Genomic DNA, 21,131 nt, shown 5'->3' on the forward strand with positions numbered 1-21,131 from the left:
TTAAAATGATGACCGAAAAGATCCTAATTGTTGAAGATGAGTTTATTGTAGCCCACGATCTGCAGATGATTTTGCAGCGTGCAGGCTATCAGGTTGCCGGCATTGCCGATTCGGTTAAAAGTGCACTGGCCATACTCGAAAAACAGGCCGTTGATCTGGTACTGCTGGATATTTACCTTAAAGGCAGGCACACCGGAATTGATCTGGCGCACCAGTTGATGAAAAACCAGATCCCATTCATTTACATCTCGGCAAACTCGAACGAAAAGGTGCTCGAGGCCGCAAAATCTACCTTCCCCTATGGTTTTATTGTTAAACCTTACCGCGACCGCGATGTTCTGCTCAGCATTGATATTGCCCGGTACCGTAAGAACAACAACCATAACATGAAAATGAGCAGCGAGCGTTTTATGCGCGATTTTATTGTCGATATTTCAATGAAATCGTTAACCTGGCAAAAAAAAATCCTCTCTATTGCAAGTGCATTCCAACCTTATGTGCCTTTTGATTTTATTGCGCTTTCGGGCATCGGAAAGGATAAAAAAAGATACAGCGAAATTGGTATCACCCGAAAAAACTTCGATCAGTACGATTTATTTACCGTTAGCGAATTCTTGAAATATACAGGCTTAAGCCGCAACGAATACAATACCATTAACCAATTGGTGCCCGAAACTACGGCCGATGCCATTTACATTGGCGATGATTTTGAAAAGGTAAAAAAGGCTGCACCAATGAAAAATTTAATTGCCAATACCTATCATCTCCATTCCAATCTGGTAAAAACATTCTATTTGGAAAATGGCGACCAGATCAGTATTTCGTTTTACAGCAGAACCGAAAATATTTATCAGCCGGCCCATATGGAACTGCTTAATTTCTTAGCGGGCACTTTAGAGAAAAAACTGGTCCATATTATCGAACTCGAAAAAGCAGGAAAAGAATCCAGTCTGCAAAAAGACACCTATGCCTTGGCCAAAAACAATTTCGAAAATATTATTGGCAAGAGCACGGCACTACTGGCTGTTTTAGATAAACTCAAAATTGTGGCACCAACCGATACCTCGGTACTGATTACCGGAGAAAGCGGAACTGGAAAAGAGGAAATTGCCAAGAGCCTTCACCGTTTATCGCACCGCAATAGCAAATCCATTGTAGCGGTAAATTGTGCTGCCCTGCCTGCCGACTTAATTGAATCTATTTTATTCGGTCATGAAAAAGGTGCCTTTACAGGAGCCATCAATACCAGGGTCGGAAAATTTGAAGAAGCCAACGGGGGCACCATTTTTTTGGATGAGATTGGCGAAATGCCTTTCGATCTTCAGGCTAAACTGCTTCGGGTACTTCAGGAAAAGGAAATTGAACGCATTGGCGGCACAAAGCCCATTGCTGTTGATTTAAGAATCATTGCAGCCACCAATCTCCATTTAGAAAAAGAGATTGCAAAAGGCAGGTTTAGGCTCGATCTGTTTTACCGACTCAATGTTTTTCCAATCCACATTCCGCCGCTCCGCCAACGCAAAACCGATATACCGGTATTGACCGAATATTTTGTTCAAAAGCATGCAAAATCAATTGGCAAACACATTCCAGAAATACCTAAAGAATTTATAGACCGTTTACTGCAGTACGATTGGCCGGGCAACATCAGGGAGCTAGAACACATTATATTAAGGGCAATTCTTTTATCATCTAATGGTACACTCGATATAAATTGTTTAGAATTGGGAGCTAAAAACGATGAACCTATCCCGCAGAATGGCATAAAATCTATTACAGACAACGAAAGAGACCACATTATCAGGGTTTTGGAGCTATGCAAAGGTAAAGTAGCGGGCAGTGGCGGTGCAGCCGAATTGTTGGGCATACCGGCAACCACATTGAATTCGAAAATAAAAAAACTGGATATTCAGCGCTAATGACATTTAGTAAATCGACGATATATCATAAATTTTCAAAACGCAAAAACCAAACAAAACACTGATAAACAAAAACTTATACATTGGTATTTTTCTTGACTTATTAGCACTGTGTTAATTTGCGCAGACAGTTTTTGACCGAAATTTTAAAAATGCTTTCCTCAAAGGGAATTCCTATTCAAAATCCAAAATCAGGCTGTTGCCGGTTTGTATGTTACGCTCGCCCGAAATTGAAAAATGAAACAGAAAATCTTAATTGTAGAAGATGAATTTATTGTAGCCAACGATCTGCGGATCATGCTCGAAAAAGCTGGCTATAAAGTGTGTGGAATTGCGCCATCGGTGGTAAAAGCTTTGGAGTTGATTGCTACAAAGCAACCCGAATGGATATTACTGGATATTTTTTTACAGGGCGATAAAACGGGTATTGACCTGGCTGGACAGCTCACTGAAATGGGAATTCCGTTTATTTACATTTCGGCAAATACCAATCAGGGTATTTTAGAAGCCGCAAAAGCCACCCTGCCCTATGGTTTTTTAGTAAAGCCATTCCGCGAAAAAGACCTGATGGTAATGCTGGATATTGCCCGTTACAGGCACGAGCAGAACTTAAAATACAACCACCATACTGAACCCTCGCTACAAAAACAGATTGAACACCTTGCAGATAAGCAAGAACCGATTGCCGAGCGGCTGAAACAGATCAGCGCTGTGTTACACCCCGTAATACCTTTTGATTTTTTATGGATTACCAAAATGCAGCCACGAACAAGCATAAAAGATGTTAACCTGATCCATTTAACCAACGGAAAATTCGACACGCTCAGTAACGAAACCCTATTAAAAGAGATTAACGTTTCCAGCCGCGATTTTAAAGCCTGGAATACCAGTGCTATTGCGCTTAATGGAAAATCGGTTTTTAACGGCTACGATTTCAGGAAACTAAGAATGGAAAGTTTATGGATACAAGCACTTTCCAATCATTACAAACTCGAATCGGCATTAATTGTTGAAGTGGAAAGAGCTGGCGAGCTGCTCCAGTTTGTTTTTTTTAACCAGGCTTCAGATTTATACACCAAAGTTCATACAGGGATTATCAATCAGTTTAAAAAAAGCCTGGAGCTGATTTTAGACAAAGTAATTTACAGCAAAGATGTTGCTGCCCAAAGCCCCGCTCCTGCTTTAAGCATTGCCGAAAAACCGATTGTTAAGCGGGAACAACCTACCGAAATACCCAAAGATTTTAACGGTATTGTTGGTAACAGCCCTTTATTGCATGCCGCTTTTAAAAAGCTAGAGCTGGTGGCGCCAGACGATACTTCGGTACTGATACTGGGCGAAAGTGGTACCGGGAAAGAGAAAATTGCCCAAACCATCCATCAACTCTCTCCCCGTAAAAACAAGCCCTTGGTTACCGTAAATTGTGCTGCTTTACCGCTAACGCTGATTGAATCGGAACTTTTTGGCCATGAGAAAGGCTCTTTTACAGGCGCAAACGATAAACGCATCGGTAAATTTGAGCAGGCTGATGGAGGCTCTATCTTTTTGGATGAGATTGGCGAACTTCCTTTAGAAGCGCAGGTAAAACTGTTAAGGGTGCTTCAAGAAAAAGAAATTGAGCGCCTAGGCGGAAACCATACCAAAAAGATAAACGTTAGGATTATTACCGCTACAAACAGAAATCTGGAAAAAGAAGTAGCCGAAGGCCGCTTCCGTTTAGATTTATATTACCGCTTAAATGTTTTCCCGATAGCGCTGCCTGCCTTAAGAAACCGGAAAGAAGATATACCGCTATTGGTTGATTATTTTTTGGACAAATACGGCAAAAAAGGATCATCTACCGTTAATTCAATCAGCAATGAAGCGCTGAATGTGTTACAGGATTACGATTGGCCCGGAAATATCAGAGAACTGGAGCACCTGGTTGAAAGAACCATGTTGTTAACCGAAGGGGAAACCATTACGCAGATTGATCTTCCGAACGCAGTTGCTGCTAGCGATTTTGCCGGTAGCGAACACTTCAAAGTTAAAACCATGGAAGAAATGGAACGCGAGCACATATTGAGCATCTTAACCCTATGCAAAGGCAAAATATTCGGACCAGGTGGCGCAGCCGAAATCCTGAATATTCCATCCACCACGTTAAACTCAAAAATTAAAAAACTAGGTATAAAATTCGAATTTGTAAAATAGTTTAGCTTGCCCAGTCATTTCTTAATTATAGCCGGATAAACGTTTAAGGTTATCCGGCAGGCTTAATGCTCCAATTGATTAAGCCTTTTTGTGCGGAATTTTGGTATCCGATAAATCAATCTGCATTTCCTGTTTCCGGATTACCTCATCGCTAAACTGCTTTTCCTTGCGGATTTTATGCAGTTCTTGCCGCTGAACCTGGTAAATATCTTTCAAAATGTGGTTATAAACTTCCATCTCCGCATTTTCTATGGCTTCGCACTCCATCGATTCCAATCTTCTGGAGGCATGGTTTAAACTGTTTTCCAACTCATTTTTAAGCCCGTTTACCAATTCTATTCCCTCCATCTCATCAGCATATTTTTCTTTCAGCGTAGTTAACGAAACATTTAACAATCTGAGCTTAATGTTCGCCTCCTGCTGCTCATCGGGTACCAGCGGATCGATTTCATAAATGTTAATGGCCTTGATGATGTACGGCAAAGTAAGCCCCTGAAAAACCAGCGTAACCAAAATAACCACAAAAGTGATAAAGATGATTAAGTTGCGGTGCGGGAAATTAATGTTTGCAGCCGTAGTAATGGGCAAGGAAAGTGCAGCCGCCAACGAAACCACTCCCCTCATCCCAGCCCAGCCGATAATTAAAGGTCCTTTCCAGCCGGGGTGGGCTTCGCTTTTTCTTACCTTGGCCGAAAGCCATCGCGGGATGAAAGCTACAGGATAAATCCAGGCAATACGCAGCACAATAACAAGCGCACTGATGATCAGCCCGTAGCTACAGGCTTCCCAAAGCGAATAGCCTTCTAAACCGGCCATAATGATAGGCAGCTCCAATCCGATTAAAATAAAAACCAGTGCGTTAAGTATGATGGTTAAGGTTGCCCACACGTTAACGGCCTGTAAACGGCTTTGTCCATCTACAAAAATTTCGTGCGAGCGGTAAGATAAAAACAAGCCTCCACTTACCACGGCCATTACGCCCGAAAAATGGAATTGTTCTGCCGCCAGATACATAAAATAAGGAGAAATTAAGGTAATGGCCGCATCGATGCTCGGTGTAGTAGGTAAAAACCGGTGGATAAGGTACAATACATGCGCCACTGCCAAACCGATTACTATCCCCATGCCTGTGCTCAGTAAAAAATCGCCTGTTGCATCCGAAAGTGAAAATTGCCCTGTGATTACTGCAGCCAAAGCAAAACGGAGCACAATTAAACTGGAAGCATCATTAACCAAACTTTCGCCTTCCAAAATGGTGGTAATCCGCTTCGGAACCTTGATATTCTTTAATACCGATGTTGCCGCAATGGCATCGGGAGGAGAAACTATTCCGCCCAGTAAAAAGCCCATGGCCAGGGTAAAGCCTGGAATCATAGAAGAAGTTAAAAAGGCTACAGCCAAAGAAGTGATAATTACCAGGCCAAAAGCGAGCAGACTAATGGGCCTGCGCCAGCGCCAAAAATCGTTCCATGAGGTATACCAGGCCGCTTCGTAAAGCAAGGGTGGCAGAAAAATCAGGAATATCACTTCGGGATCGATAGACATGGCCGGAATACCCGGAATATAACTGATCCCTAAACCTGCAACCACTAAAAATATAGGATAGGAAATTTTAACTTTTTGCGCCAGCATAACCAAAAGGAAAGCCACAGAAAGTAAAATTAAAAACTGAAGAAGGGTGTAATGCATAGCGTTTTTCCGGCAAAGAATAAACCACAAATATAATCAACAAATAGTCAGTTATTTGAGCGTAAAATCACACCAATTTCATCCCTACAAATTCACGATATAACGTAATTTTACTATCCTTACGCATTTAAAGGCACTATTGCCTTGAGGCTGGCCTGATAAATAACTTGTGTTTAGGCAGCTTATCAAATGCATGATATCTGATTTTTAGATTTGATATAAATCTAGCGCAGCACTTTAAATTTTGGCTTTTTCAATCGTTGAGATGGGCAGATTAATCGGTGGATGGATAAAATCAATCTGTAGTGATCAGACTCACTGGATGATGAAACAAAAATCCCGGCAATACGCTTCATCATCCTCTAATGATAAAAAACATAAAGGCTAAGCAGCTCTCCTCTAGTTTTTTGTTGATAAACCAACGTAAATTAACGAAATAACGCGAAGAAGTTATCTCAAAATAAATTACAAATAACTTATAATCAATTGATTAACCCAATGGATCGCAAATTGTAAACTAAAAAGCATAACAATGACCAACAGTTTAGTGTTCATCATTATACTAATTTGTTAAATCATAAAAAACCGATTAATTCATTAAAATTTTAATCTAATAAAAAAGCTATGAGTACTATTAAAGTAAAAGACGGAACTGAAATTTACTACAAAGATTGGGGAACAGGTCAACCGATCGTATTTCATCATGGATGGCCACTATCTGGAGATGACTGGGATAACCAAATGATGTTTTTCTTAAAACAGGGATACCGTGTAATTGCGCACGACCGCCGCGGACATGGCCGTTCAGGTCAAAGTGGTACCGGTAATGATATGGATACTTACGTAGCCGACATTGCAGAACTTACAGCTGCACTTGATTTGAAGGATGCCATTCACATTGGCCACTCAACCGGTGGTGGTGAAGCGATCCGTTACGTTGCCAAATATGGTAAAGGCCGTGTTGCAAAAGCAGTATTAATTAGCGCTGTAACACCGATTATGATTCAAAATGAAAGTAACCCTGAGGGTGTACCTTTAGCTATATTTGACGAAATCCGTCAAGGTACCGCTTTTACAAGGGCACAATATTTTTACGATTTTCCGGTGGCCTTTTATGGCTGGAACCGTGAGGGTAAAGAAATTGCCGAAGGCATTAAACACAACTGGTGGCGCCAGGGCATGATGGGCTCTGTATTGGCACATCATGATGGCATTAAAGCATTTTCAGAATCGGATTTTACCGAAGATTTAAAAAGTGTTGAGATTCCGGTATTGGTACTGCATGGCGAAGACGACCAGATTGTTCCTTTTAACCAGGCACCAAGGGCAGCAAAATTATTACCGAATGGAAAATTGATTTCTTATCCAGGCTTTCCGCACGGCATGCCAACAACAGAAGCCGATACAATTAACAGGGATATTTTAGCATTTATAAAATCATAGATCAATCAGCTTCTGCTTACCCATATCAACAAATTAGCCGGCGTCAAAAAATGATCCGGCTAATTTGTTTTACGCTTTTTTGTTTCGTTAAGTTACAGTTCTTTACTATCGAACACGTTTTCAGAATAAGTTAAAAATCAGTAGATTAGAACATCCAACTATTCAAAATCCTGATGAATAAAAAAAGCATTATCATCCTGTCTTTTATCCTTTTTGGCTTATTTGCTACAGCTTTCAACACTTATCGAAAAACATACACACCAGCAGCCGAAGGGTTCAGGATAGATACTATAGCCGATAACCTGAGGGTTCCGTGGCAAATAGTATTCCTGCCCGATAAAAGTATCCTGTTTACCGAACGCGAAGGCCGGGTAAGGATTATCAGAAAGCATAAACTGCTTCCTAAAAGCCTACTCAATCTGGATGATATTGTGCTGAGAAACAAATCTGGGGCACTGGGGATTTGCCTGCATCCTGATTTTGAAAAGAACCAACAGGTATATCTGGCCAGTAATTATTTATTGGATGGACGCATGAAACTCAGGATAGTAAGGTATCATTTAATTGGCGATACCCTGATAAATGCAAAGGTTATACTCCAAAACCTCCCGGCCAATCAGAACCATACCGGTTGCAGGCTGATATTTGGTCCGGATAAAAAGCTCTATATTACCACTGGCGACGCCGACCAACCCATGCTGGCGCAGGATTTAAAGGCCTACAACGGTAAAATACTTAGGCTTAACAGCGATGGCAGTATCCCATCGGATAACCCCTTTGTAAAAAATGATACCGCCCTTAAAGAAATCTGGTCGTATGGCCACCGCAACCCCCAGGGCATTGCTTTTGAGCCTGGCACAGGGCAAATGTTCGCCTCTGAGCATGGACCAACCGGCGGCGATGAAATTAACCTGATAAAAAAGGGAGCCAATTATGGCTGGCCCTTAATCCATCACGATGATAGGCACGAGGGAATGGAGCCGCCGCTTCAACAATATTCGCCATCTATCGGCCCTGCTGAGATTATGTTTTACAAGGGGAATCGCTTGCCCCAGTTAAAAGGCAGGTTATTAATGGCCTGTTTGCGCGGAGAATCCATCATGAACATTAGCCTGAAAAATAATCAGATTACCGATCAAATGGTGATGTTTAAAAACCGGTACGGCAGAATCAGGTCGTTGGTAGAAGGGCCAGATGGCTTAATTTATTTCTCTACCTCCATGCACGATCCGGGAGAAGGGCATCCACGTGATAAGCATGACGATATGATCCTCTGCATCAGCCCTTCTGCTACTACTGGAATGGCCGATCAACAGGTGTTTGCCACAAAAGTGCCTTTAAACAGCAGTAAAAAAACAGCGAAGGAAATATTCGGTTCACTTTGCGCCTCCTGCCATGGAGATAAGCTGCAGGGAACCGCAACAGCTAAAGGTTTTCTTAAAGGCAGTTTCCTTTATGGATCAGATCAAAAATCGATCATCAAGAGCATCAAATTTGGCATTATTGAAAAGGGAATGCCCGCTTGGAACGGCGCTATAAACGATGCAGATATCAGTGAAATTGCAGACTTCATCCTTGCCAGTTCAGGTAAAGGCACGGCTCATTAAATTAACCTGCTAATATGCTATAAAACGGAAACAGGATCAGTACCGAAATGGAACTGATCCTGTCTGTTATGCTTAAAAGATCGTATGCCCTCTTGCAGATCAAACTATCCTGCGGTTAAACTATCCCAAATAACCTGGTAAACATCTGGCGCGTGTAAAGTCTTATCAATTGCTTCCGGGGTAACCAAAACAGGTTTAAATGCATCGGCAACATTTACGCGCCCATGCGATCCTTTTACCAGCGTGGCATCAAGCGGAATAACATCCATGACATAACGGAACCCTGCTTTTTTTCTCAACAATTTATAGGCTGCACGCAGTTTAGAAGTCATAAACATTTCTACAGGATCGTAACCTGGTTTTTTGTGGATATCAACTACCCGTGCATAATCAGGGGCTTTGGCATCGTCCAGCCAAAAATAATAGGTAAACCAGCTATTTTCTTTTGCCACCAAAACCAGATCGCCAGAGCGTTCGTGGTTGATGTGATGCGCTTTCTGTTCTTCCTTATCAAGCACCAATTCAATACCGGCAGCATTTTTCAATAATGCTTTCACCTGTTCGGTCACACTTTTATCGTTGATGTACACATGTGCAACCTGATGATCGGCTACTACAAAGGCTTTAGATGCTCCCGGATCCAAAAGCTCCAACCCTCTTTCTTCACGGATCTGGATCAAGCCATTTTCCCTGAACAAACGGTTAAGGTGGATTGGGTTATTTACAGGTGCAATGCCATATTCGGAAAGTAAAATAATGCGCGCGCCTTTAGCCTCATAAAAACGGACAAGATCTTCAACCACCTGATCGATTTCTTTCAATTCTGGACTGATTTTATCTAGATCTGGGCCAAACTTTTGCAAGCAATAATCCAGGTGGGGCAGATAAATAAGGGTAAGCGTTGGGTTGTGCAGCTGCTCGGTTTCCATAGCTGCATCGGCAATCCAACGGGTTGATTTAATATTGGCCCCTGGCCCCCAAAACTGGAACAACGGAAACTGTCCTAATTTATCCTGTAAATAATCGCGCAGTTCGGCTGGTTGCGAATAACAATCGGGCAATTTACGGCCATCGGCCAAATAATTAGGACGAGGTGTTACCGAATAATCAGCCGTTGAATACATGTTGTACCACCAGAACATATTGGCACAGGTAAAATTTGGATCTTCTTTTTTGGCCTGATCCCATATTTTATCGGCATTAACCAGTTTATTTGATTGTTTCCAGAATTTGATTTCCGAATCGGCATGATCATACCATCCATTGCCCACAATCCCGGTTTCGTTAGGGAATTTGCCCGTGAGGTAACTCGACTGTACAGACGTAGTAACCGCAGGCAGTAAGGGTTCAATTGTGGTTAAATGGTTTGCTGAAATATATTTTTGGATAAAGGGTGTATGCACTCCAATTACGGATGCAGATAAACCCACTATATCAATAACAACGGTTTTATGCATAATCTTACTGTTCTAATAATGTTTTTACCCAAGCCAGTTCCCTTACAATCGAATCGTTTAATGGAGCCTTTAAAGCTGTTGGTAACACTTCCCAGGTATAGGTTTCTACTTCTAGGTGGGTGGTAAAAGCCTGCTGTTTTTGCAGGTTCAATACTTCGGTTATATCGCTTTGGGTAGATTGGATCAGTCCCATATCTTCAACAAAAATCGGTACGTGAAAATGTGCCCTCCACTCCTCTACTGCGGGCTCTTGGCCTTCTACCAATGCTGCTGAAAGATCAGGATAGCGTAGCAAGCTTCCATCCTTCTTTCTGGCAATTACCTGGTGCAGGTAGGTAGGCTCATCAAAACGGCCCAGTTCAGCCAATACTGCTGTCCTTTCGGATACTGAGGCCGGTAACTTGGCTTTTAGCGCAGCGCTGATCTGTATTTTCCCGATCAGGATGCCTTTTTGCCGCAGCTCATGGATAATGGCTATATGTGGCTCATAACCAATGGCAAAATGACAAACATCGTAACATAGGCGGATATGTGTTTTGATCAGTTTTTCTGCATTTGCGGCAGGCAAGAGATTATTTTCATACCAGTTTATGAATTCAGGCCCTGATTCCAAAAAACCATCAGGTTCAGGTTCAATATCCAGATGGATAATTTTGCTGGTTTGGTTATAAATCTGATCTAAACCTTCGGCCACTTTTATAATATTGGCAGTTGCGCTAGTGGTGGCCTTTTCTCTTGCCACAGCATCGCTGAACCAAGGTTTGTAACTTAATGGAGAAGTAGAAATACCACCATCCATACCGTCAGGAAGTAATTGCGAAAGGATTTCGGCCAAACGCAAGGTGTAATCTACCCTATCTTTAGTTGTCCAATCGGGTGCATGTACCTGATCTTTAACCCTCGTATTGTGAAAACCGCCATAAGGAAATCCATTCATGGTAAAAACATAGCCACCTTCATTTTCAAGCCATTGTTTAAAAACGGTTGAATGATTGTGTTCCAATAGTTCGATACTGGCCAGGTTGGAAAGGCGCAAACCGATACCCATTGCCGAATTTGGCGATAATTGTGCCTTTAAAACCGGAAAACTCTCTTTTAACACTGCAAAATGAGCATCCCAGCTTTCGCCAGCATAAATATTGGTACAGAAAGTTAAATGTCCTGAATTTAATTTCATAGGGTTAATGTTGAATAATAGCGGTTTGGTTATTTAACATTTCGGCCGCCTGTTTCAAAATTTCAGCATCTATTTCATGAACTTCTTCGCCACTGCCAATGCCGGTTAGCAAAGTAATGGTCAACTGGCCGCCAAGGTGTTCCCTAAACTCTTCTAAACCATCTAAAATGGGGCTGTTGCCTGCTTTAACCTGCAACAAAGGATGCGTTAATTCGAAACCAAGTTCCTGGATGATGGCAATTACCCGTTGTGCATCAGCTGTACTGATCCTGCCCGATAAATTTGAATATACGGCATCCAGGGCAATCCCCATGGCCACTGCTTCGCCATGCCTGATTTCGAAATTGGTTAGGTATTCGAGTTTGTGGGCGCTCCAGTGTCCGAAATCAAGCGGCCTGGCCGAACCATTTTCGAAAGGATCGGCACTGCGGATATGCTCCATGTGCAGTTTGGCACATTTCCAGATCTGGTAATTCATGGCTTCGGTATTGCGCGCCGCAAGTGCCCTTGCATTGGCTTCGAGCCACTCAAAAAATTCAGCATCTTTAATCAATGCTACTTTAATGGCTTCAGCAATACCCGAACGCCAATCGCGGTCGGATAAGGTTTTTAAAAACAGTTCATCATTAAATACCGCAACCGGTGGCGAAAAAGTGCCCAAAAAATTCTTTTTATTGAAGTAATTGATGCCATTTTTTACCCCAACACCCGAGTCGTTCTGCGAAAGTACGGTACTTGGTATCCTGATGTGCTTAATGCCCCTGTGCGCCACAGTAGCGGCATAGCCTACCATATCCAGTACGGCACCACCGCCAATTGCCGCAACAAAAGAGTGCCTATCAATACCATGAACATTGATGGCTTCCAAAACCTGATCAAAATAACGGGTATCGTTCTTCACTTGTTCTCCGCCCGGAATAATCAGAACCTCCTGAACCAGTTGAGTTTTATCATATTTGGAGAAATATGCCTTAATTTCATCAATAAGCCCTTGGTGTGCACTGGCTACACCTTCATCAATTACAAATAAAATTTTCTTTACAGTAACGGCCGGGTTTAAGTTGATCAAAAAATTATTCAGCAATTCGTTTTGAGGTGAAAACAGCGCTGAGGTGAAGAAAACGTTATAGTTATATTGTACGGTGAAAGATTGATGTAAATGTTCCATATGATTGGATAATGTGTGTGTTGTTTAGGTAACGGCGAATAATTTAGAGAGGCCTAACGACAAAGGCAATAATGCGGCAATTACAAAAGCAAGGATCAGCGCATCGAAAGTTACTGCCCAAGCGGCATCCATTAAAATTAACGATATTACGCCTGCTTTAACCGCAGCACCAATATTTTTGCCGATAGGCTGTTTTATTGCCTTTAACAGCGGTCTAAAAATCATAAAGGTAAAAGGAACCAAAAACAGCAGCGACCAAAGCAGTCTATCGTTAACCAGCGCAAAGCCGGCAATAGCACAGATTACGAGGGCATACAAAAACGCAGCAATATACAGGTTTTTAGCATGGCCGCCATGCACTTCACCCCTGCTCGTCATGGTAATAGAAAAAATATAAACTACTGGAATTACCGCCAGATAATAGTGACTGTAAAGCATTTCGGGTACAATACTTAAGCCCAATAATAAATTAAAACCACGGCATAAGCCCATATTCAACGGACCAAAAAAAGCATGGTGTTTGCCAAATTTATTATAGAGCAAAGCAAAAACGGTAACCAAAAGGGCGAATATGCCCGAAGTGAAACTATTTAAGGCTGCCAGTATAATTCCGCCAGAGAGCAAAAGCGTACCTAAAGTGGCCGCGTTTTGTAAACTGATCTGTCCACTTGGAATAGCCCGTTCAGGACGTTCAACTTTATCCAGTTCGGCGTCAAAAACATCATTAAAAACAATGCCTCCGCCATATAAACAAGCTGTAGAGGCTGCCAGCAATACAATAGAAAGCCATGGCGTGGAAAATCCATTGCTTAAAACACCAGAAATGGCAATACCGGCTAAAATATCGGCTATTGAAGTAACGATATTGGCCGGGCGCATCATGCGCAGATACACAATTATTCTTTTCAATATTTTTTAGCTAATAATGATAGAAGATTTATCTGGTCGAGGCTGTTGCCCGCCCCTTAAAATGGTATTTCCCTCAAACTTTTGGGTAAGATCTACCTGCGCGTTAAAATCGGCTTCATCAATCTGCCCACTCTGGGCAAATGCAGTAATTGCATTTCGGTAAGTAACAAGCTCGATATCCTGATCGCTCAAACCACGCATTTTCATTAAAGCAGCAGTTTTAGGCACCGCCAATGGATCACTTATTCCCCAATCGGCTGCAGAATTGATCATAATACGCTCAGAACCATATTGTTTTACGATATCAACCATGCGCTCATTACCCATTTTGGTAAACGGATAAATGGTAAAAGCTGCCCAAAAGCCTCTATCCAGCACTTCTTTTACGGTTTCTTCGTTGTTGTGGTCTATAATGATCTGGTAAGGATCAAGGCCATGCTCCAAAGCAATATCCATGCTCCGCTGTGTACCTTTTTTCTTATCGCGGTGTGGCGTATGCACCTGCACGGGTAAACCCGCTTCTTTGGCCAGTTCGAGCTGTAACCTGTAATATTTCTCTTCGGCGGCCGTTTGGTCATCGAAGCCGATCTCACCTATGCCCACCACACCTTCTTTATAGATAAATAGTGGAAGGATTTCCATTACCTGCTCGGCTAAACTTTCGTTATTGGCTTCTCTGGAGTTAAGGCCAATGGTGCAGTAATGTTTAATACCAAACTGCGAAGAACGGAAGCGCTCCCAACCGATTAAGCTACTGTAATAATCCCGGAAACTGTCCAGTCCGGTACGTGGCTGTCCTAACCAAAATGCTGGTTCTATCAGCGCAACAACGCCTGCATCGGCCATGGCCTGGTAATCGTCTGTGGTTCTGGAAGTCATATGCACATGTGGATCGAAGAATTTCATTCCCTTTACCGCACTGATATCAAAAGCTTCAGGTTCACCCATCAATGCTTTATCTCTTTCAATTGAACTGCTGCAACACATATATCGTTTCTTTTGAATGTTTAATGGTTAAAATAAATTCCAGTTTAGGCTTCCATCGGCCAAGGCCGATTTAAGTTCTGGAAAGGTATGAATATAATCTTTTGCGGGCTGATAAGCAGATTGTGAAACCGCCAGTGCAATGGCCCGCTGTTCGGTCTGATCGTAATGCTGCAGACCGGTTTTTAAGGCTTCAAAAATTTCTGCATTGATAAATCTGCCCACCAAACGCCAAAGCTGTGGATTTACCTGTCGCCCAGCTGCCCAACGTTCTTTGGCATAATCGGTAAGCGTTAAGGCCAGTTGAAGATTGGCCCGCTCGTCCAATCCAACAATCAGCTTGATATTTTTTTCGGTAAAAAAAGCTTTTAGCACCAATTGGTTCCATGCGGCTTCATCCAGATATTGTGCAGGATAAGGATTGTTTTCCATAATCGCCTCCAATACAGAACCAATGTTACTCCTGATTCCTTCGGCACAGCGTTTCACCCAAATTTCGGGATGGCTTAAAAATGGCAGTGCCGAATATAAGGCTACAGCTTCGTTCATTTCTGCTGATAGGAACAAATTATCGATAACTGCATATAATTTATCCTGCGCTACAGCGTTTAAGCTGCTTAACAACCAAACCCGGCAAAACCTATCCACCGTCCAATTGCCGATGTAAGCAATGCCCGCTTCAGCCAGTAGATCTTTTTGTTCATCGTTAAGCTGAATAGGCAATTTACCAGTTTTACGTGGCACCATCACAAAAGCCTGACTAATTTTAGCGGTTGGTTCGGCTGATTGCAGCACCCCTTCCAGCCAGCTCAGGCAATCGGCATTTACATTGCTTTTTACAACGTTTGATAAGGCTGCGCCATAAGCTGAAATATCATAATCTGTCATTATCAAAAAATATCTGCTAAATAAACGGCTATTTTAGCTGGTCATGCCTGCCGAAACAAAATAATTGATCAAAAGGGCACCTGCAATAATTAATAAGCCAAAGAATTCTCTAGTTTGCTCAATATAAGGCTTAGTGGCCTGCATACTCTGCACCAAACTCTCCCGTCTATACTTCGTAATCCAGTCGCGCACGCCATCTTTTGCAAAGAAAAGGATAGCAGCATAAATTAGATAAAAGACAATTAAAAAGAGGTAAGCAAAAGGATAATACTTGCCTGCAGCTGCCAATCCACACGAAATGGCTGCGCTCAAATAGATAGATACCCAGAGAAAAGCATCGTTATCATTTAAATTTACATAAGCAAAGCCTAAAAACGAGATGCAAAAAATAATGTTAAGAATAATTAAAGGCATTTTAAATTATTTGGTTTTAAAACAAACTAAATCGATTTCCCGATTCTTTTTATTGAATAACAAAGTTATTTAAACTCTATAGTTTTCTTTGCTAAAATATGTAAATTATATACTGCTATTTAATATTTTGCTGATCGTTGACATTAATCTGATTAAAATTATCTGACCACATACCTAGTATAAATGTTTTAAAGGATATTATCATCAAACGCTATCATCAGATTTAATGATGCCAGCGGTTCACATTATGTCATAGTTTATGAATTGACAACCACAGTTTGCTTAGCATCTTATCTGGCTTCAACTGCAATATCAAGCAGTTATACCCCCCCAAGAAAGGGTAAATTTTTAAGGAAACCACCCTTTTCTTTTAAGATTCCCCCCCTATCCTTATTAAAGGCTACGTTAATTTTAAAGGCAATCAATAACCTTATTATTAACCAAATATTAACTATTAATCTTTAATCAAATGAAAAGATTTTTTAACGCCATGCCTTTAATGCTACTTGCCTGTTTAACAGCATGTAGAAAAGACACAACCCTTCAAACTGCATCCATCAAGCTACAAATGGCGAAAGAAGCACAACTTCTAACAACCACCACCGGAACGAATTATTATGTTGATCCGAACGGTGATGATAACAACAACGGAACCAGTACATCATCGCCCTGGAAAACACTTGCCAAAGTAAACGGGCAAACTTTTGCAGAAGGCGACCACCTTTATTTTAAATCGGGCGGTATCTGGAATGGAACCTTAACCTTGCTTGGCTCGGGTACAGCCGCATCGCCTATTGTTATCGATAAATATGATACAGGTAACAAACCGGTTATCAATGGTGGCGGTCCGGCAAACGGTTCGGCAACTATTTTATTGCAAAACGTTTCTTATTGGGAGGTCAATAATCTTGAAATCACCAATACATCTATCAATAAATACGCCCTTATTGGTATCTATGCCAACAATACATCGTCCAGCGCCATGACACATATTTATGTAAAGTCGTGTTATGTGCACGACGTGAACTCTACTTTACCTGGCACTACGAACTATTCTAAAGGATCTGGAGGCATCATTTATAATGGATTGATAAATGACGTACTGGTACAGAACAACCATGTGGCCAAATGCGATATTGAAGGCATTCGCACCAACGCTAATACCATGGCTACGGGGGTTATATTTGATAACAATGAGGTAGAAGATGTTTATGGCGATGGCATTGTGTTTCATGGAGTATTAAATGGTCAGATTTCCAATAATTTGGTACACAATGTTTGCAAGAGCCCAAGTGTTGTTTATGCTGGTATTTGGACCTATTTAAGCAAGGGCACAGTGGTATCCTATAATGAAGTTTACGGCCTCACAGGAGGAGGTGGTGATGGGGAGGCATTTGATGCGGATGAATCAACCGATGGCGATATTTTTGAATACAATTATTCGCACGACAACAGTAGAGGCTTTATGTTATTTATGCCGAGCGCTAAAAATATCATCGTTAGGTACAATGTAAGTGCCAATGATGTCATCGGTGGCTTAAGGTTAATTGAATGGAAACCTTCCAACAACACCAATAAACTGTATAATAATGTTTTTTACCTAACCAATAACATAACTCAAATCTTTAAAAATAAAGCATTTGTAGGTGAATTCAGCAATAACATTTTTTACAGCAAAGGTACATATACCAAATTTTCGGAAGTGCCCCTTACGGCAAGTGCTGTATTTAAAAACAACTGTTTCTCTCCTGCACCTGGCACCCTTTGGGATGGTTCTACGCACAGTGGAAACATTTTCAGTAATCCGTTTTTAAGCAATCCATCGGGATATGGAATAGGCAGAAGTACTGCATCCGCTTTCAAGCTTTCCAATTCTTCACCATGTATTGATAAGGGATTAACAATAGCCAATAATGGCGGTTTAGATTTCTTTGGAACAACTTTATCTGGAACGATTGATGTGGGTGTAGAAAACCATTGATCACAACAGTTAAAACAAGAAACTGAAAATTACTTTTTTTAATAAAGAAAGTAAGGCCCAAAATACTGTTTCGGATCGATACCATAAGTTGTAGTAGAAAAAGGCTGTCAAAAATGACAGCCTTTTTCACATTACAGCGCTATAACAATCAGAGCAGATAGCTTTATAAACCCGTTATACAAATTTTTAATCGATAAAGATCAGCCACACACAATCAGCTCATAGTAAGAAAAATGTTTTTTATATTTCATTAAAATTGATTTCAACGGAATTATTTTGATCTCTTTTAAAACAGGAAACCTGGATATTAAATAAAAATGTAACCTTTGCAAATAAAAACCTGGCACTATGGACTTTAGGCAAAATCTGCTCTCCGGAAAACGCAAGTACCTGTTCGGCTTGATGGCACTCTCGGTTACGCTCATTATCTGTGCGGCTTTTAATGCCACAGGCAATAACGATTTTGATATCGCCAGAAGAGAAGTTCTGCTCCGGCAGATTGGGCATGAAATACTTTTGCAATCGGGCGATAGTACGTCACTAGTGCTTCCAGTAAAAAAGATAGCTGAAAATGAATACCGGATCATGTTTGCCAACAATTTCGCCTTTCGTCCGGGTTTACTGGTAAATACCACCCAGCGCTTGTTGGCCAAAGACCCGCTTACGCCCGATTATGTGGTTAATGTGATCAACTGTGGCAAGGCTGGTGTTGTTTATGGTTTCGCGATATCCAAAAATAAAAAGGATGATATTGTAACCTGTAAAGGAAGAATACAGCCCAAAGCCTGTTACATGATCAATATTAAATTTAAAACAACAGGAATTGCCACCAATAAAGGATATTTGCTGGCCAGCTTACCATTTTTAGCATTTGTTGGTTTTATTTTTCTAAAATCCGTTAAGCCACACAAAGTTTCGACCAATAATCAAGCTGCCAATATATTCAATTTAGGTTCGGTACTATTTGATGCGAAGAACCGCAAACTCAGTCTAAACGAAAATACAATAGACCTGACCGCAACAGAAACCCGCGTATTGCTCATCTTCGCACTTTCACCCAACGAAACCATAGCCAGAAGCCGGCTGCAAAAAGAAATATGGGAAGATGAAGGTGTGATTGTGGGCCGCAGTTTGGATATGTTTATCTCCAAACTCAGAAAAAAATTGGAATTTGATCCCAATCTGAAAATTGTGGTTATCCGCGGAAAAGGATATAAGCTTGAAATTGGGGCTTAAGCTGAAGCCTAGAAAGTAATGCTAAAACTAGCCGTAAAATAAGCCTGTATCATCAGTCGAAATTCCGCCTGTGAAAGCGACAATTATCTACCTATGATACAGAACATTCACCCTTTACAACTAAAATCAAAAATCTTTTTAGATCTAACTATTTCTCGTTCATTTTTTTTCCCTCTGCAATTAGTATGCGGTTAATTTCACTAACGCGTTTAATATCCATTTTTTCAACAGCGCGGTCGTAAGTGAGCAGCCCGTTAACCTCGTGCTCCACATCGGTGGTTTGGGTATACACCGCTACACTAAGTCCCTGGTATTTCATCAGCTGTTCTACTTGGCTCATCAATAACACATATCTATCGGTAAGCGCTGCAACAGTGGGTTCGTAGGCATAAGCATTGTTTTCTACCGGCCACATGTGGTCTCTTACAAACAGGCCCACCCCTCCAAACTCGCCCAGCGAAGCCGCCCGTTTATTATCGGGCTTAGAAGCATCATACGGACCGATGTAAATATGGGTATCTACAAAATCTCCATTACCCGGATCGCCGGCAGCCTTTTGATAACCAGGATTATTGTTAAAGCCCGAATTGCCGTTAACCAACCTTGAGGGATCGTACTTTTTAACCCAATCCGTAATCTCAGGCACATCAAAAGCGCCCCAATTTTCGTTAAATGGCACCCAGGCAATAATAGATGGAGAATTATAATGTTCATCCATAACTGCTTTAAGCTCTTTACGGAAAACCGGACGTACCTTAGCTGTATCCTCGTTCTGGTACCAGATTGCCGGCATATCCTGCCAAAGCAGCATCCCCATCTTATCAGCCCAATAGTAAAAACGTTTTGGTTCAGTTTTCATGTGCTTCCTGATCAGGTTAAAGCCTGCTTTTTTACTAAAATCGATATCAGATTTCAGGGCTTCGTCTGTTGGGGCAGTCAAAATACCATCAGGCCAATAACCCTGATCCAACAACCCCACCTGCATAATAAATTTACCGTTTAGCAAAGGGCGCACAACACCGGCCACTTTGCCCAGTTTAACATCCCTCATTCCGAAATAACTGGTTACCTCGTCGGTAATTTTTCCGCTGCCATCTTTAAGGCTAATCTTCAGGTCGTAAAGAAAAGGTTCTTCAGGCGACCACAGTTTTGGATTGCTGATGGGCAGATAAAAAATCTTTCCTGCGCTTCCTTCTGCCTGCGAAACTATCTTTTTGCCATCCAGCGCTATTGCGGATACACTAAGTGCGTTTGCATCTACAGTTACTTTAAGCCTGTTATTTTCCAGATCAGGTAGAAGTCTGATATTTTTGATGTGGTTAGGGTTTACCGGCTCTAGCCATACGCTCTGCCATATACCCGAACTGAAAGTGTAATCTCCGCGGGGACCGTTCTTGCCTGAGGGCATCCTTCCGTCGTTAAGATCGTATGCCGCAACGATGATTTCATTGCTTCCAGCTTTTAAAAGTGTGGTAATATCAAGAGAAAAAGCATCGTATCCGCCAGCATGAGATCCTGCTTTTTTACCATTTACAAATACCGTTGCATCATGGTCGACCGCTTCAAAATTGATGCGGACATTTTTGCCGTTCCAGTTTTTGGGGATTTCGAAATACCTGCGGTACCACATGTTGATTTCCTGTTTGCGTTCGATCCCGGAAATCACCGATTCAGGACAGTACGGCACCAGGATTTTTTCAGGTTTTGCAGAAAAAGTGATGGGTTTTTGAGGATTTAAAGCACTTGTTCTTTCTTTTCCACCTAAATAATCCCATTTGCCATTAAGCGATTTCCATTCTTCGCGCACAAGCTGCGGGCGTGGATATTCTGGAAATGGATTTAAAGAAGCGCTTGCCTCTGCTGTCCATTTGGTGGGTAATTTTGGTGTCTGTGCAGCAGTATTTCCTAAATAGCCAGCCAGTAAAAAGCCTGTTAAGCAGATCATCTGTACAACTTTGTTTCTCATATCAGGATAAGGTTAGTATATTCTGGTTCTTAGCACTAAGATAGTATTTTCCAAAAACTAAATCGATTTATTAAATTCAAAACATTCTAAATAGCAGTTT

Annotated in this window: 15 protein-coding genes; 6 read left to right on the forward strand and 9 right to left on the reverse strand. The window is 41.5% G+C overall.

Annotated features, from left to right (window positions below):
• Window positions 1-5 precede the first annotated feature (5 nt).
• Both ACS5PU_RS20830 and ACS5PU_RS20835 read left to right on the forward strand, forming a co-directional pair.
• On the forward strand, window positions 6-1,919 hold the full coding sequence (locus tag ACS5PU_RS20830) for a sigma 54-interacting transcriptional regulator (protein ID WP_439461098.1): 1,914 nt from the start codon (window positions 6-8) through the stop codon (window positions 1,917-1,919).
• Window positions 1,920-2,156: 237 nt separating this feature from the next.
• Complete coding sequence (locus tag ACS5PU_RS20835) at window positions 2,157-4,112, forward strand: sigma 54-interacting transcriptional regulator (protein WP_439461099.1); 1,956 nt, start codon at window positions 2,157-2,159, stop codon at window positions 4,110-4,112.
• 78 nt (window positions 4,113-4,190) lie between these two features.
• Here ACS5PU_RS20835 and ACS5PU_RS20840 read toward each other — a convergent pair whose 3' ends face one another.
• Window positions 4,191-5,801: a Na+/H+ antiporter gene (locus ACS5PU_RS20840; RefSeq protein WP_439461100.1), complete on the reverse strand. Its 1,611-nt coding sequence runs from the start codon at window positions 5,799-5,801 to the stop codon at window positions 4,191-4,193.
• 624 nt (window positions 5,802-6,425) lie between these two features.
• Between ACS5PU_RS20840 and ACS5PU_RS20845 the strand changes: the two genes are divergently transcribed.
• On the forward strand, window positions 6,426-7,244 hold the full coding sequence (locus tag ACS5PU_RS20845) for an alpha/beta fold hydrolase (protein ID WP_439461101.1): 819 nt from the start codon (window positions 6,426-6,428) through the stop codon (window positions 7,242-7,244).
• Window positions 7,245-7,417: 173 nt separating this feature from the next.
• Entirely contained in the window at window positions 7,418-8,851 is a 1,434-nt protein-coding gene (locus tag ACS5PU_RS20850; RefSeq protein ID WP_439461102.1) for a PQQ-dependent sugar dehydrogenase, read from the forward strand.
• A gap of 104 nt (window positions 8,852-8,955) precedes the next feature.
• Here the strand turns inward: ACS5PU_RS20850 and ACS5PU_RS20855 are convergent, their stop codons facing one another.
• The 7 genes from ACS5PU_RS20855 to ACS5PU_RS20885 are packed head-to-tail and all read right to left on the reverse strand — an operon-like array spanning window position 8,956 to window position 15,848.
• The gene (locus tag ACS5PU_RS20855) at window positions 8,956-10,308 is read right to left on the reverse strand and encodes an alkaline phosphatase family protein (RefSeq protein WP_439461103.1); all 1,353 of its coding nucleotides are present in this window, start codon (window positions 10,306-10,308) and stop codon (window positions 8,956-8,958) included.
• Between the two features lie 4 nt (window positions 10,309-10,312).
• Entirely contained in the window at window positions 10,313-11,485 is a 1,173-nt protein-coding gene (gene eboE, locus ACS5PU_RS20860) for a metabolite traffic protein EboE (RefSeq protein ID WP_439461104.1), read from the reverse strand.
• A 4-nt stretch (window positions 11,486-11,489) separates the two neighbouring features.
• Complete coding sequence (locus ACS5PU_RS20865) at window positions 11,490-12,653, reverse strand: 3-dehydroquinate synthase (RefSeq protein WP_439461105.1); 1,164 nt, start codon at window positions 12,651-12,653, stop codon at window positions 11,490-11,492.
• A 24-nt stretch (window positions 12,654-12,677) separates the two neighbouring features.
• Window positions 12,678-13,562, reverse strand: a complete 885-nt coding sequence (eboC, locus tag ACS5PU_RS20870; protein WP_439461106.1) for a UbiA-like protein EboC — start codon at window positions 13,560-13,562, stop codon at window positions 12,678-12,680.
• 6 nt (window positions 13,563-13,568) lie between these two features.
• Window positions 13,569-14,549 (reverse strand): TatD family hydrolase, encoded by a 981-nt coding sequence (locus ACS5PU_RS20875; RefSeq protein ID WP_439461107.1) that lies wholly within the window; start codon window positions 14,547-14,549, stop codon window positions 13,569-13,571.
• A gap of 27 nt (window positions 14,550-14,576) precedes the next feature.
• A complete protein-coding gene (locus ACS5PU_RS20880) occupies window positions 14,577-15,434 on the reverse strand; it encodes an EboA domain-containing protein (RefSeq protein ID WP_439461108.1) in 858 nt (285 codons plus the stop codon).
• Between the two features lie 33 nt (window positions 15,435-15,467).
• Complete coding sequence (locus ACS5PU_RS20885; RefSeq protein WP_439461109.1) at window positions 15,468-15,848, reverse strand: transmembrane 220 family protein; 381 nt, start codon at window positions 15,846-15,848, stop codon at window positions 15,468-15,470.
• A 469-nt stretch (window positions 15,849-16,317) separates the two neighbouring features.
• On the opposite strand from ACS5PU_RS20885, the gene ACS5PU_RS20890 reads away from it, so the two are divergent.
• Window positions 16,318-17,829: a right-handed parallel beta-helix repeat-containing protein gene (locus tag ACS5PU_RS20890; protein WP_439461110.1), complete on the forward strand. Its 1,512-nt coding sequence runs from the start codon at window positions 16,318-16,320 to the stop codon at window positions 17,827-17,829.
• A 348-nt stretch (window positions 17,830-18,177) separates the two neighbouring features.
• On the forward strand, window positions 18,178-19,065 hold the full coding sequence (locus ACS5PU_RS20895) for a winged helix-turn-helix domain-containing protein (protein ID WP_439461111.1): 888 nt from the start codon (window positions 18,178-18,180) through the stop codon (window positions 19,063-19,065).
• Window positions 19,066-19,213: 148 nt separating this feature from the next.
• Here the strand turns inward: ACS5PU_RS20895 and ACS5PU_RS20900 are convergent, their stop codons facing one another.
• Window positions 19,214-21,031, reverse strand: coding sequence for a glycoside hydrolase family 2 protein (locus ACS5PU_RS20900; RefSeq protein WP_439461112.1), 1,818 nt, complete (start codon window positions 21,029-21,031; stop codon window positions 19,214-19,216).
• Between the last annotated feature and the right edge of the window lie 100 nt (window positions 21,032-21,131).

It is taken from the genome of Pedobacter sp. GSP4 (assembly GCF_051857575.1).
Taxonomy (GTDB): domain Bacteria; phylum Bacteroidota; class Bacteroidia; order Sphingobacteriales; family Sphingobacteriaceae; genus Pedobacter.

Coding starts and splice junctions, on each gene's coding strand:
- ACS5PU_RS20830 (WP_439461098.1), top strand. CDS start 6: ATGATGACCGAAAAGATCCTAATTGTTGAAGATGAGTTTATTGTAGCC.
- ACS5PU_RS20835 (WP_439461099.1), top strand. CDS start 2,157: ATGAAACAGAAAATCTTAATTGTAGAAGATGAATTTATTGTAGCCAAC.
- ACS5PU_RS20840 (WP_439461100.1), bottom strand. CDS start 5,801: ATGCATTACACCCTTCTTCAGTTTTTAATTTTACTTTCTGTGGCTTTC.
- ACS5PU_RS20845 (WP_439461101.1), top strand. CDS start 6,426: ATGAGTACTATTAAAGTAAAAGACGGAACTGAAATTTACTACAAAGAT.
- ACS5PU_RS20850 (WP_439461102.1), top strand. CDS start 7,418: ATGAATAAAAAAAGCATTATCATCCTGTCTTTTATCCTTTTTGGCTTA.
- ACS5PU_RS20855 (WP_439461103.1), bottom strand. CDS start 10,308: ATGCATAAAACCGTTGTTATTGATATAGTGGGTTTATCTGCATCCGTA.
- eboE (WP_439461104.1), bottom strand. CDS start 11,485: ATGAAATTAAATTCAGGACATTTAACTTTCTGTACCAATATTTATGCT.
- ACS5PU_RS20865 (WP_439461105.1), bottom strand. CDS start 12,653: ATGGAACATTTACATCAATCTTTCACCGTACAATATAACTATAACGTT.
- ACS5PU_RS20875 (WP_439461107.1), bottom strand. CDS start 14,549: ATGTGTTGCAGCAGTTCAATTGAAAGAGATAAAGCATTGATGGGTGAA.
- ACS5PU_RS20880 (WP_439461108.1), bottom strand. CDS start 15,434: ATGACAGATTATGATATTTCAGCTTATGGCGCAGCCTTATCAAACGTT.
- ACS5PU_RS20885 (WP_439461109.1), bottom strand. CDS start 15,848: ATGCCTTTAATTATTCTTAACATTATTTTTTGCATCTCGTTTTTAGGC.
- ACS5PU_RS20890 (WP_439461110.1), top strand. CDS start 16,318: ATGAAAAGATTTTTTAACGCCATGCCTTTAATGCTACTTGCCTGTTTA.
- ACS5PU_RS20895 (WP_439461111.1), top strand. CDS start 18,178: ATGGACTTTAGGCAAAATCTGCTCTCCGGAAAACGCAAGTACCTGTTC.
- ACS5PU_RS20900 (WP_439461112.1), bottom strand. CDS start 21,031: ATGAGAAACAAAGTTGTACAGATGATCTGCTTAACAGGCTTTTTACTG.